8 protein-coding genes are annotated in these 13,291 nt (G+C 65.5%); 4 read left to right on the forward strand and 4 right to left on the reverse strand.

The genetic code is table 11. The features are described 5' to 3' along the window. Positions 1-67: 67 nt before the first annotated feature. Together AC5RUQ_RS14890 and AC5RUQ_RS14895 are read right to left on the reverse strand one after the other, a co-directional pair. A complete protein-coding gene (locus tag AC5RUQ_RS14890; protein ID WP_493948094.1) occupies positions 68-3,574 on the reverse strand; it encodes a bifunctional proline dehydrogenase/L-glutamate gamma-semialdehyde dehydrogenase in 3,507 nt (1,168 codons plus the stop codon). Positions 3,575-3,868: 294 nt separating this feature from the next. After that, the gene (locus AC5RUQ_RS14895) at positions 3,869-5,332 is read right to left on the reverse strand and encodes an amino acid permease (RefSeq protein ID WP_493948096.1); all 1,464 of its coding nucleotides are present in this window, start codon (positions 5,330-5,332) and stop codon (positions 3,869-3,871) included. Positions 5,333-5,484: 152 nt separating this feature from the next. Between AC5RUQ_RS14895 and AC5RUQ_RS14900 the strand changes: the two genes are divergently transcribed. From AC5RUQ_RS14900 to AC5RUQ_RS14915, 4 genes are all read left to right on the forward strand, one after another. After that, a complete protein-coding gene (locus AC5RUQ_RS14900) occupies positions 5,485-6,399 on the forward strand; it encodes a LysR substrate-binding domain-containing protein (protein WP_493948097.1) in 915 nt (304 codons plus the stop codon). Between the two features lie 102 nt (positions 6,400-6,501). After that, positions 6,502-6,927, forward strand: a complete 426-nt coding sequence (gene panD / locus AC5RUQ_RS14905; RefSeq protein ID WP_493948098.1) for an aspartate 1-decarboxylase — start codon at positions 6,502-6,504, stop codon at positions 6,925-6,927. Positions 6,928-7,009: 82 nt separating this feature from the next. After that, entirely contained in the window at positions 7,010-7,936 is a 927-nt protein-coding gene (locus AC5RUQ_RS14910) for an AEC family transporter (RefSeq protein ID WP_493948100.1), read from the forward strand. A 10-nt stretch (positions 7,937-7,946) separates the two neighbouring features. Beyond that, a complete protein-coding gene (locus AC5RUQ_RS14915) occupies positions 7,947-9,080 on the forward strand; it encodes an FAD-dependent oxidoreductase (protein ID WP_493948101.1) in 1,134 nt (377 codons plus the stop codon). A gap of 3 nt (positions 9,081-9,083) precedes the next feature. On the opposite strand, the gene AC5RUQ_RS14920 is transcribed toward AC5RUQ_RS14915, so the two are convergent. Together AC5RUQ_RS14920 and AC5RUQ_RS14925 are read right to left on the reverse strand one after the other, a co-directional pair. After that, positions 9,084-10,565, reverse strand: a complete 1,482-nt coding sequence (locus AC5RUQ_RS14920) for an MFS transporter (protein ID WP_493948102.1) — start codon at positions 10,563-10,565, stop codon at positions 9,084-9,086. A 71-nt stretch (positions 10,566-10,636) separates the two neighbouring features. Beyond that, a complete protein-coding gene (locus tag AC5RUQ_RS14925; protein WP_493948104.1) occupies positions 10,637-13,267 on the reverse strand; it encodes a trehalase-like domain-containing protein in 2,631 nt (876 codons plus the stop codon). Positions 13,268-13,291 lie beyond the last annotated feature (24 nt).

A 13,291-nucleotide genomic window follows, 5' to 3' on the forward strand; every position in this document is an offset into this window, starting at 1 on the left:
CAGCAGAAGGCCGGGTGGCCACCGTCAAGGTGACCGCCCGGCCTTTGCTGTGCCCCTGCGAATAAAGCTAGATCAACGCGTCCGAGAGGTGGTTCGGCGTGCCGAAGCGGTGCGCCGTGATGCTGACAGCCTGCTCATGCAGGAACGGCAGCAGTTCCACGCGGCCGGCCTCGGTGACCGGGTGGGAGTAGACAGCAAGGTCCGGCCGGCCGCCGGTCGCGTGCGCCAGGGCAGCAGCATCTCCGCCGATCAGGCGGATGCGTGCTCCGGAAAGCCTGCCGGCAGTGGCGAGCTGGCCGGCGGTTGACAGCCATTCGGCGTCGGACTCATCTTTGACGTCGATGTCCAGTGCGGTGAGCACCGCGCGCAGTTGGGCAGGAAGCCCGGCTGCGGTGGACACCGTAAGCTCGGAGCCCGCCAGCACGCCGGCTGCCACGGTCCGCACGAGGTGTGCGAGAGGCGCGCCCCCCGAGAGGCGGATTGTCACGGGCAGGCTGCGGTAGCGGAAAATGTTGCGCTCCGCGCTGAGGCCGGAGACGTCCTTGGCCGTACCGAACTCGCTGGCCCAGGCCTCAGCATCGGAGGCCAATGCGCGCTGGACGGATTCGAGTTCTGCAGGTTCCAGCGCGGCACCGGCTGCATTGATGATCCGCCCGACACCGGGATTGGTCACAGGCGTATCCGCCGTGCTCGCGGCGGAAGTCCACTCGCCCAGGCCGGCAAGGTAGTTGGGGCCGCCAGCCTTGGTGCCGGCTCCGACTGCTGACTTCTTCCAGCCGCCGAAGGGCTGGCGCTGCACGATGGCGCCGGTGATGCCGCGGTTCACGTACAGGTTTCCGGCCTGGATAGTCTCCAGCCAAGTACCCAGCTCCGCCGTGTTCAGGGAGTGCAGGCCTGCGGTGAGGCCGTACTCGATCTGGTTCTGGATGGCGATGGCCTCTTCCAGCGTTTCAGCGGTCATCACACCCAGCACCGGGCCGAAGAATTCGGTCAGGTGGAAGTAGGAACCGCGCTTGACGCCGTAGCGCACGCCTGGGCTCCAGAGCCGGCCGGTGTCATCCAGCTTCTTCGGTTCCACGGCCCAGTTTTCCCCGTCACCCAGGGTGGTGAGGGCGTTGAGGAGTTTTCCGTTGGCAGGCTCGATGATCGGCCCCATCTGGCTGGTGGGATCCTCCGGGTAGCCCACCTTCAGGGAGGTCACGGCGTCGATCAGCTGGTTGTGGAACCGCTTGGACTTGGCCACCGAGCCCACCAGGATCACCAGTGAGGCCGCGGAGCATTTCTGGCCGGCGTGGCCGAACGCGGAGTATGCCACGTCCTTGGCTGCGAGATCCAGGTCCGCGCTGGGGGTGACGATGATGGCGTTCTTGCCGCTGGTCTCCGCCAGCAGGGGCAAGTCCTGGCGGAAGGACCGGAACAATTCGGCGGTCTCGTAACCGCCGGTGAGGATCACCCGGTCAACGGCCGGGTGCGAAATCAGCTGCTTGCCGAGCTCCCGCTCACCAAGCTGCACCATGGTGAGGACGTCGCGCGGCACGCCCGCTTCCCACAGGGCCTCGATCATCACGGCGCCGCTGCGGGCGGCCTGCTTGGCAGGCTTGATGACGACGGCGGAGCCGGCGGCGAGTGCCGCCAGGGTGGATCCTGCCGGAATCGCGACCGGGAAATTCCACGGCGGCGTGACCACGGTGAGTTTGGCCGGGACGAACGTGGCGCCGTCGACCTCATCCAGCTTCCGGGCCGACTCGGCGTAGTAGTGGGCAAAGTCCACGGCTTCGCTGACTTCGGGGTCGCCCTGGTCGATGGTTTTGCCGGTCTCGCTGGCCATGACCTCAAGCAGGTCGGCGCGACGGGCCTCCAGGACGTCGCCGGCGCGGTGCAGGATCTCCGCGCGCTCGGCGCCGGAGAGTTCGCCCCAGGCCTTGCCCTTTTCGACGGCGGTGGTGATGGCCGCGTTCAGCTTTGCCTCATCCTTAATGAAGGCGGCTTCCACGGAGGCGTTGCCGAGCGTGGAGGACGGGACGCGTCCCAGGATGGCCCGGCCCCAGTCGCGGTTGGCCGGCAGGGAGGGATCCGTGTCCGGGGTGTTCCCAAAGCCTTCATGGGGCATCGGAACCGGCGGCAGGTTGCGGTTTTGCTGGCGGTTGGCCGGGGGAACGCTGTTGTCCAACGCCGCAAGCGAGGCGAGGAAGCGCTGCTTCTCACGCTCGAACAGGACCTCGTTTTCGCTCAGCTCGAACACCGCAGACATGAAGTTGTCCTGGCTCGCGCCCTCTTCGAGGCGGCGAATCAGGTAGGCGATGGCGACGTCGAACTCGGCCGGGTGCACCACGGGGGTGTAGAGCAGCAGCGAGCCGACGTCCTTCTTGACGGCTTCGGCCTGGCCCTGCGCCATGCCCAGCAGCATCTCGAATTCGATGCCGGTTTCAACGCCGCGCTGCTTTGCCAGGAGCCAGGCGAAGGCGATGTCGAACAGGTTGTGGCCGGCCACGCCGATCCGGATGTTCTGGATCCGGTCCGGGTGAAGGGAGTAGTTGATGACGCTCTTGTAGCTGGTATCTGAATCCTGCTTGCTGCCCCAGGTTGCCAGCGGCCAGTCGTGCAGCGAGGACTCCACCTGCTCCATGGGCAGGTTGGCACCCTTGACCACGCGGACCTTGATGGCGGCGCCACCGTTGGCACGGCGTTCGGCCGCCCAGTCCTGCAGGCGGATCATGGCGGACAGGGCGTCCGGGAGGTAGGCCTGGAGCACGATGCCGGCTTCGAGGTCCTTGAACTCTCGCTTGTCCAGGATCCTGGTGAAGACCGCGATGGTCATGTCCAGGTCCTTGTACTCCTCCATGTCCAGGTTGATGAACTTGGCCTTCTTACCGTTGCCGGCGAAGGAGGCGGCGCGCTGGAACAGCGGGGTCAGCTTCTCGACGACGTGTTCAACGGCTTCATCGAAGGCCCAGGCGGAGTGCGGGGCGACGGTGGAGGACACCTTGATGGAGACGTAGTCGACGTCGGGGCGGGCCAGCAGGGTGTGCGTGCCCTCGAGCCGGCGGGAGGCCTCGTGCTCGCCGAGGACGGCTTCGCCGAGGAGGTTGACGTTGAGCTTGATGCCGTCCTTGCGGATCTTCGCGATTGCGGGGCCGAGCTTGGCGTCGGTGGCGTCAACGATCAGGTGGCCCACCATTTCGCGCAGCACCTTGCGGGCAATGGGGATAACAACCTGCGGCATCACCGGAGCCATGGTCCCGCCCAGCTGCACCGCGCGGCGCATGTACCAGGGCAGGAACGCGGGGACCTTGGGTGCGAGCGCGGCGAGGTTCCGCGCGGCCACGTTCAGGTCCTCGGGACGGACCACGCCGTCCACGAAGCCAACGGTGAACTCGAGCCCATTGGGGTCCTTCAGCACCCCTGCAAGTTGCTGGGCGGAAGCATCCACGGGAACCTTGGATGCCTCGGTCAGCCAGTGGCGGACCAGCGCTACCGCTTCGCTGGCCAGCGCCTTCGCCTGGGGCACATCGACGTCGACGGTCCGTGGCGTAGTTCTGGTTGCAACTGCCGGTTCCATTGCAATGTGGGTCATGGCTTTTCTCGTTCTTTCCTGTGGTTCGAGGAGGTCTTACCCACCAGTATGAGCTTCCTGTCACGTAAGATAAAGCGATCTTTTCTAAGCAATACAGGTTAGAAAACCCAAAGGTTCAGAGCGCTCAAACGTGGCCCCGCACCCCTCCTCAGACGCCCCATCACTTACCGCACCATTTAGGCCACCCTCTCTCACTTAATGCGGGAAAAACGGAAACGCTCTATCACCTCCAGAGGAAGGTGATAGAGCGTCCGGGTTCAAGCGACATTAAGTGGGAGAGCGTCCCGGAGAGGGTCAGCCGACAGGCCGGTGCATCTCCACGATCTCGTCGTGCCGCGGGCTGTTCGGGTTCATCAGGGAGTTCTTCTTGCCATAGAAGAAGTAGATGGCCAGGCCAATAACAAGCCAGACACCGAAGCGGGCCCAGGTTTCCCAGTGCAGCTGGAACATCAGGAACGCCGAGGCCAGCACACCGAAGGCCGGGATGACCGGCATCAGGGGCAGGCGGAAGGACCGGGGAGCATCCGGCTTCTTGTAGCGGAACACGATCACAGAGAAACAGACGACGACGAACGCGGCCAGGATGCCGATGTTCGTGAGGTCAGCAACGGCCTTGATGGGGAACACCCCGGCCAGCAGGGCGGACGTCACGCCGGCGATCCATGTGACGCGCTGCGGGGTGCCGTGGCGGTCGGTCTTGGAGAACCAGCCGGGCAGCAGGCCGTCGCGGCTCATGGAGAACCAGACGCGGGTAACACCCAGGAGGAAGGTCAGCATCACGGTGAGGATGGACAACACGGCGAACACCGAGATGATGGTGGCAATCACCGGCAGGCCCACACCTGTGAAGGCCGAAGCAAAGCCTGCGGTGGGGTCGATGTCCTTGTAGTTCTGCATGCCGGTCAGCACCAGTGTGGCGGCCACGTACAGGAGCATCGCAATGATCAGCGAAAGGATAATGGCCTTGGGCATGTGCTTCTTGCCGTCCTTGGCCTCTTCGGCCGCGGTGCTCATGGCGTCGTAGCCGAACACGGCGAAGAAGACAGTGGCAGCACCCGCAAGGACGGGCCCGAAGCCGCTGGGCATAAACGGGTTGTAGTTGTTGGTGTCGATGTAGAAAACGCCCAGTCCAATAATGAAGAGGATCAGGACGACCTTGATGGCCACCGCCACGAGCTCGAACCGGCCGAACGCCTTGGTGCCGCGGGAGAGGATCCAGGTCACGATGAGGCACACGACGATGGCGGGGATGTTCACGATGCCACCCCTGCCTTCCTCGGCGGTGGAGGTCATCCAGATGGGCATGTTGATGCCGATGCCTGAGAGGAAAGCGTCAAAGTAACCGGAAATGCCGATGGCCACCACGGCCACGATGGCAATGTATTCGAGCAGCAGGTCCCAGCCGATGAACCAGCCAATGATCTCGCCCAGCGCCACATATCCGTAGGTGTACGCCGAGCCGGCGCGGGGAATCATGCCCGCGAACTCTGCGTAGGACAGCGCCGCGGCCGCCGAAGCAAGGCCGGCCACCAGGAAGGAAATCAGCACCGCGGGCCCCACCCCGGGTGCGGTTTCGCTTCCTGCTGCCACCAGTCCCGCAAGGGAGAAGATGCCGACGCCGATGATGCCGCCTACGCCGATAGCCGTAAGCTGCCACAGCCCGAGTGACTTAAAGAGGCCACTGTGTTTGTTTTCTTCCTCAATGTCGTCGATGGGCTTGCGCCTCATGATCGACTGGCTCATATCTCTAGTGCTCATCAGGAACTCCTGCTTGGGGTGCGACCCCGCCGCGGCACGCCGTTAGGCGCTGTGACGGGGGTAACTCGGTCCCAACAGTATGCAAGCCTGCTTGCATTAGATAAAGTGACTACTTCTAACCTATATTCGTTAGTTTCAGTTAGGAATTCCCCATGCTTGACCTGCGCAGGCTCCGGTTGCTCCGGGAATTAAGCATCCGGGGAACGCTTGCAGAGGTGGCAGAGGCACTGCAGTACAGCCCGTCGTCGGTATCGCAGCAGCTTGCCCTGCTGGAGAAGGAAGTAGGCGTTGAGCTGCTCCGCAAGACCGGCAGGCGGGTGCAGCTCACGCCGCAGGCTGAAGTGCTGGTGGCGCACACGGCGAGCCTGCTGCAGACCATGGAACAGGCCGAAGCCGACCTCGCGGCTTCCCTGACCACTGTCACGGGGACCGTCCGGATCGCGGTCTTCCAGTCCGCGGCCCTTGCCCTGATGCCGGAAACGCTGACGAGGATGGCCAAAGCCTACCCGGAGGTCCGCATCGAGATGATCCAGCGCGAACCGGAAACCGCGCTGCACGAGACCTGGGCGCGGGACTTCGACCTTGTCATCGCCGAACAGTACCCGGGGCACGCTGCCCCGCGTTACCCCGAGCTGGACCGCGTTCGGCTGACCACCGATGCGATCAGGCTGGCAGTTCCACCGGCGTCCGACGGCGGGCCCGCCATCAGCTCGCTGGCGGACACCGCAGAGCTCGCCTGGGTTATGGAGCCGCGGGGAGCCGCATCGCGGCACTGGGCGGAGCAGGCCTGCCGGAGCGCCGGGTTTGAACCGGACGTGCGCTTTGAAACCGCCGACCTGCAGGCGCAGATCCGGCTGATCGAGTCCGGCAACGCCGTAGCCCTGATGCCGGACCTGGTCTGGACAGACCGCGGCACCACTGCCCAACTGCTGGAGCTGCCGGGCAAACCGCACCGGACAGTCTTCACGTCAGTGCGCCGTTCCAGCGCCAAGCGGCCCGCCATCCTTGCAGCAAGGGAGACGCTGGCCGCGGCCGCCGCGGCGGTGGCGACAGACGACGCCGGGTGACCGGCCGCCGTCGGGCCCTTCACTTCGCGGTTTGCAACTTCCGCCTGCGGTGTTCCCTGCGTCACTGCGCGGAATGGCCCCCGGCGCTAGACTGATGCCGTTATGAATCGAACAATGTTCAAGTCCAAAATCCACCGGGCCACCGTGACGCACGCCGACCTGCACTACGTAGGTTCGGTCACCGTCGACCTGGACCTCCTGGATGCTGCCGATATTCTTCCCGGCGAGCTGGTGTCCATCGTGGACGTGACCAACGGCGCCAGGCTGGAAACATACACGATTGCCGGCGAGCGCGGCTCCGGCGTCATCGGCATCAACGGTGCTGCGGCCCACCTGATGCAGGAAAACGACATTGTCATTCTGATTACCTACGCACAGATGACCACCGAAGAGGCGAAGGCCTACGAGCCCAAGGTGGTCCACGTGGACGGAAACAACCGCGTTGTCCAACTGGGTAACGACCCCGCCGAGGGACTGACGCCCGGGCTGCTCCGCCCCCCTTTTGCCCTTAACAACGCTTCCCTCTAAACCGGAGCGTGTGTCCCAGTACCCTCCGCCGCCGCGCCCTGCAATTTAACTCCAAGCGGTTCAACTCCCAGCGGGTTGTCCCTTGTTAGGTGTCCTTGCCGGCTTCTTTGTGGTCTGGTGCATCATCCTGGTGGGCTGGTTCGTGGGCCGGCAGAAGATACTGGGTGACAACGCCCGCCAGGTCCTCAGTTCCCTCACCTTCTTTGTGGCCAGCCCGGCGCTGTTGTTCGAAACCCTGAGCAAGGCGCGCCTCGCCGAGGTTTTTGCGGCTCCCCTGCTGGTCGCCGCGGTGTCGGCCGTCGCCACGGCCGCACTCTTCTTTGCCATCGCCAAGTTCTGGCTGAAACGCTCGCTTCCCGAGTCCCTGATGTCCTCGATGGCGGCCTCCTTGGTGAACTCCGCCAACCTGGGCATCCCCATCGCCGTCTACGTCCTGGGCGATGCGAGCTACGTGGCGCCGCTGCTGATCTTCCAACTGGCCTTCTTCACGCCGCTGTTCCTGATGATCCTGGACTCGAGTACCAGCTCGCACCGCACCACTCCCCTGAGCTTTGCGGTGATGATTCTCAAGAACCCCATGATCGTCGGGTCCGCCCTGGGCCTGCTGGTGGCAGGCACGGGCTGGCAGGTTCCGCCGCTGGTTATGGAGCCCATCCACCTGATCGGTGGTGCGGCGATTCCGGCCATGCTGATTGCCTTTGGCATGAGCCTTAACGGCACCCGCCCGCTTCAGGCCTCCACCGCCCGGCGGGTGGATACCCTGCTGGCCAGCGCGTTCAAACTGGCGGTCCAGCCAGCGCTTGCGTACGTCTTTGCCCGTTTCGCGCTGGGGCTGGAGGGCCACATCCTGTTTGCCGTCGTTGTCACTTCAGCACTGCCCACCGCGCAGAATGTTTTTGTGGCCGCCAGCCGTTACAAGACGGGCCTCACCGTGGCCAAGGACACCGTGCTGATTACTACCGTGGTGGCCGTCCCGGCGATGATTGGCGTAGCGCTGCTGCTGACGTGATGGGAGTTTGATGGAGAACATGCTGGACACCGTGGTGATTGGCGGCGGAGCCATGGGTTCGGCTGCGGCATGGGCGTTGTCCCGCCGCGGCCGCCAGGTAACGCTGGTGGAGCAGTTCGGGCCGGGACACAAGATCGGTGCCTCGCACGGGGCCACGCGCAACCTAAACCCCGGCTACCACCGGCCGGAATACGTGGCCATGCTGGCCGAAGGTTTGAGCCTGTGGGACGAATTGGAACAGGACAGCGGCGAAAAGCTGCTGGCCCGAACGGGAATCGTCAGCCACGGCCCCGATCCCCGGCTTCCGGAGGTCGCCGATGCGCTGAACCAGGCCGGTATTCGCGCCGAGTTCCTGTCCCCGGCGGCGGCTGGCGAGCGCTGGCGCGGCATCCGTTTCGACCAGCAGGTACTCCATATGCCCGACGGCGGCCAGCTCAACCCGGAGGCGGCCCTGCCCGCCTTCCAGCGGCTCGCGGTGGCCCGCGGCGCCGAGATGCGGCATCACACCAAAGTGGTGGAGCTGAAGGTGATGGACGACGGCGTCCGGCTCACCTTTGAGTCCGGCGCGGGCACCGAAGTGGTCACCGCCGCCCAGGTGGTGGTCACCGCCGGCGGCTGGACTCAAAAACTCCTGGCCGGCGCCTCGGGAAGTACCCAGCTGAGGATTCCGAAGCTGCGGGTCACCCAAGAGCAGCCGGCGCACTTCCGGGTGGCGGATGCGGGCGCCCGGTGGCCGGGGTTCAACCACATGCCCGGCGCGGGCGCGGAGTACAAGAGCTGGTACTCCCCCGTCTATGGCATGCAGACTCCAGGCGAGGGGATCAAGGCCGGGTGGCACGGCGTGGGCCCGGTAGTGGACCCGGACCGGCGATCCTTCCAGCCGGAACCCGTACAGCTCGCCGCCCTGCAGGATTACGCCCGGGCGTGGCTGCCCGGCGTTGACGCCGATTCATTCGAGGCCATCAGCTGCACGTACACCACCACCCCCGATGAGGACTTCATCCTGGACCGGATTGGCCCCGTGGTCATAGGCGCAGGATTCTCCGGACACGGGTTTAAGTTCACTCCCGTCGTTGGCCGCATCCTTGCCGACCTCGCCACCGGCACTCGGCCTGCGCCGGAGATCTTCCGCGCATCCCGCTAGCCTTTAGCGCTCCTGACCGTCTTCGGCCCCGCTGGCGACCGGCTCGGCTTGGGCGGGCTTCCCCGCGGCCTGCTTTCCCGTGTTCGCCTTGACCGCGGGCATTGACAGCACCGCCGCCACAGTGAGGAGGCCTGCGGCCAGCGCCGCCAGGAAGACGGCCCCTGAAGCGGCGACGACGGCGGGCGCCTCACCGCTGCCTCCTGCCGTGGTTGCGTACACCGAGTTCGCGATGGCACCAAACACGGCCACGCCGAGGGCGCTGCCAATGGACCGCGCGAACATATTGGTGCTCGTCACGACGCCGCGCTCATTCCATTCCACGCTGGACTGGGCAGCGATAAGGGTCGGGGTGGCCACCAAGCCCAGGCCGAGTCCGACGACGAAGCAGCTGGTGGCAATCAGCGCCACGTTGGGAGTGGCCGAAGTTAGGGCAAGGACCAGAAGGCCTGCCACTGTGACGGCAATTCCGATCAGGGCTGTGGGTTTGAACCCTATCCGCAGGTAGAGCCGCCCCGCCTGCGAGGCGCTGATCGGCCAGCCGAGGGTCAGCGCTGCGAGCGCCAGGCCGGCAATCAACGGCGAGGTGGACAGGGCCCCTTCGAGGAACGTGGGCACATACGAGGTCAGTCCGATCATGACTGCTCCGACGCCGAAGGACACCAACGCAGTGGTACCCAGCAGCCGCCGCGACACCACCCAGGTTGGTAGGACTGGCTCCGCGGCCCGCCGCTCCACCAGGAGGAACAGGACCAGGAGGGCGGCACCTACGGCGAAGACGCCGATACCAACCGGTGAGTTCCATGCCCATGCCTGTCCGCCCTGGAGGGCCCCAAGGATCAGCAGGGTAAGCGAGCCTGCCAGGAGCGCAGCGCCGGCGTAGTCCACGCTGTGCTTGGCGCGCTCGACGTTTTCGTGCAGGGTCCGGAGCAGCATCCACCCTGCCAACAGGCACAGCGGAACGTTGACCAGGAAGATGCCGCGCCAGATCCCCAGCGAGGAGAAGATGCCGCCCAGGCTGGGACCCACCACTGAGGAGACCGCCCACACACTGGCCAGGTAGCCCTGGACTTTGGCCCGCTCTTCAACTGAGTAGATATCACCGGCGATGGTGATGGACACCGGCAGCACGGCTCCCGCGCCGAGGCCCTGCAGCGCCCGGAAAGCGATGAGGGCGGGCATGCTCCAGGCGATCCCGCAGAGGATTGAACCGAGCAGGAACAAACCGATGCCTGCCAGGATGATCGGCTTGCGGCCAACCATGTCCGAAAGCTTTCCGTAGATGGGCACCGAGACGGCCTGGGCCAGCAGGTACGCAGAAAAGAGCCAGGGGAAGGATTCGAACCCGCCCACGTCGCGAACAATCGAAGGGACTGCGGTGGCAACGATGGTGGAATCAATGGCAACCAGTCCGGTGGACAGCATCAGTGCCATGAGAATGGGGCCCCGCTCTGAACGGAACCCCACTCCTTGGGCTCGCGTAGTCATATGTCTCGTTTCGGTCCCTGTTTGCCTGTTTCCCTGTCAACTCCACTCTAGGGACCGAAGCGGAACCGCGACTACCTTCTGTGTTGGTGCCCGTCGAGGAGCCGGGCACAGCGGATGAAACCCAGGTGCGAGTATGCCTGCGGGTGGTTCCCCAAGTGGGTTTCCGTGCCGGGGTCGTATTCCTCCGGCAGCAGGCCCGTGGGGCCGAAGAGGTTCACCAACTGGTCAAAGAGGTCCCAGGCCTCCTCAATCCTCCCCACCGCGACGTACGCCTCGATCAGCCAGGTGGTGCAGATGTGGAAACCGCCCTCCAAACCCGGCAGGCCGTCGTCGTACCTGTACCGGAAAACGGTGGGTCCCACCCGCAGCTCCCGTTCCACGGCCGTAACGGTATCCAGGAAGCGCTGGTCGGTGACGTCGAGCAGGCCTGAGAGGCCGATGTGCAGGACGGCCGCATCCAGGTCCGGACTGTCGTAAGCCACGGTATAGGAGGATGCGGACTCGTCCCAGCCTTCCGTCAGCACCTCTTCCCGGATGGCTGTGGCCGTGGCTTCCCATGCCGGTTCGGATCTGCGTCCGTGCCGGGCCGCGGTCCGCAGGGCCCGGTCAAGGGTCACCCAGCACATCACCTTGGTGAACACGTGGTGCCGGGGAGCCCGCCGGGCTTCCCAGATGCCGTGGTCCGGTTCCTGCCAGCGGGCCAGCACTGCCGAGGCCATCTGGACCATCAGCTCCCAGTGGCCGTCGCTCAGGGCCGCTTCCCTCTCACTGAGAGCGTGGATCAGTTCCGCGATGGGGCCGAACACGTCCAGCTGGACCTGGTGGTCGGCGGCATTGCCGATCCGGACAGGGCGGGAGCCGGCATAGCCGGGGAGGCTGTCGATGACCGCTTCTGTCGAGAGTGGCGCGCCGGTGACCGAGTAAAGGGGATGCAGCCACTCCGGGCCGGGGGCGTGCTCCAGGATCCGCCCGAGCCAGCCCAGGAAACCCACTGCTTCCTGTGTGGAACCAAGGTCCACCAGCGCGTTGACCGTCATGGAGCCGTCCCGCAGCCAGCAGTACCGGTAGTCCCAGTTGCGGGTGCCGCCGATGCCTTCCGGCAATGATGTGGTGGGCGCAGCCAGCACCGCGCCGGTGGGCTCGTGGACCAGTGCGCGGAGGACCAAGGCGGACCGGCGCACCAGGGATGGCTTGACGCTGGGCAGGTCGAGGCGCTGCACCCAGCTGCGCGAGTGGAGCGCCACGCCGGCCCGCCGCTCGGTTTCGCCGCCGGGGTCCACGGGTTGATGCTCCGTGTCACCGCACCTCAGGTTGAGCACTATTGGACCGTCCTGCAGGTTGACGGCGGCTGTGGCCGTGCCATGCCGGCCATCCGAGGCAATGGCAAACGTCACGCCCGGGGCGAAGAGAACGATGGGGTCGGAGGTTCCCACCACGTGCAGCCCGTCACCGCGCGCCTCCATGCTGAAGGGAGCGTTGGCGTAATCGGGGCGGGGCGCAAACACGATCCTCGCCGCACCGCTTCCTGAGAGCACGCGGACAAGGCTGGTGATGCCCTCGGGGGCCGGTTCCAGGTAGTCCGTGACCGTAACATCGGCCCAGCGGGTTTCCACGATCATGGTGCTGTCCACGTAACGCTGGCCCAGCACCTGGGAGGCTTTGACGGGCTCAACAGAAAAGTGTCCGGCCGCGTCCCCGCCAAGGATGTGGGCAAAGAGCGATCCGGAGTCAGGCAGAGGATGGCTCATCCAGCAGATCCGGGCGTCGGGGGTGACGAGGGCTGTGGACGATCCGTTCCCGATCATCGAATGCCGTTCAAGCCCCACGGCGTCCTCGCCGAACAGCCACGCCCGCCGGAGTTCGAACAGGATGGCAAGCACGCGGGCAAAGCACTCCGGGTCGCGCAGCCGGTGTGAAGCGCCTGTCTCCCCCGGCCCTACCCGCAGGCCCATGTCCGGCCCCCGCAGTGTGGCGATGGCAAGCTCATCGCTGTAAGCGTCCCCGGCGTAGATGGCAGCACTCGCGCCAAGCCGCGACCGGAGATTTTCCAGCGCCTCGGCCTTGGCCGGTTCCACGACGGAGAGATCCAGGACGGACCCGTCCACGATGAAGAACAGCCCGTGCTCACGGGCAATCTCCCGGGCAGTTTCCGTGACCGCCTCCACCACTTCTGCGGCGGCGGGGCGGGTGTGGATCGAAACGGCCACAGGCTTACGCTCGATCCAGACTCCCTTGTGGAAGCCCACCGCCTCAGTGACTGCTGCACTGACTTTCTGCAGGACCGCTTCCGTGGCCAGGGGCTGGACGTGGGCAAACTCCATATCCGATTCAGCGCCGTGCGAGCCAATGAGGTGCACCTCCGCGGGCAGGCGGGACACGGCCGCCAGGTCACGGAGGGAGCGGCCGGAGATGACGGCGGCATGGGTGTTGGGCAGCGCAGCCAGGGCGCGCAGGGCGATTGCTGCGCTGCCCAGCGGGAGGGTTTCGGTGGAGATCCCCTCGGCATCGCACAGCGTTCCGCCATAATTGCAGGCCACCAGCAGCCCCGGAACCCGGGCGAGGACCTTGAGTTCCGCCATCAGGGTGGGCGTCAGCCCGTCGTCGGCTGCGTCGGACCGGACGAAGGATCGGAGCAGCCCCAACGGAAGGGACCGGGTTAGAAGCGCGGAATCCGCCACGCTCTGGTTCAACGGCATCGCCATTCGTGCACCCCTTTGCAGGACGCA

Source organism: Arthrobacter sp. MDT2-3 (genome assembly GCF_059090465.1).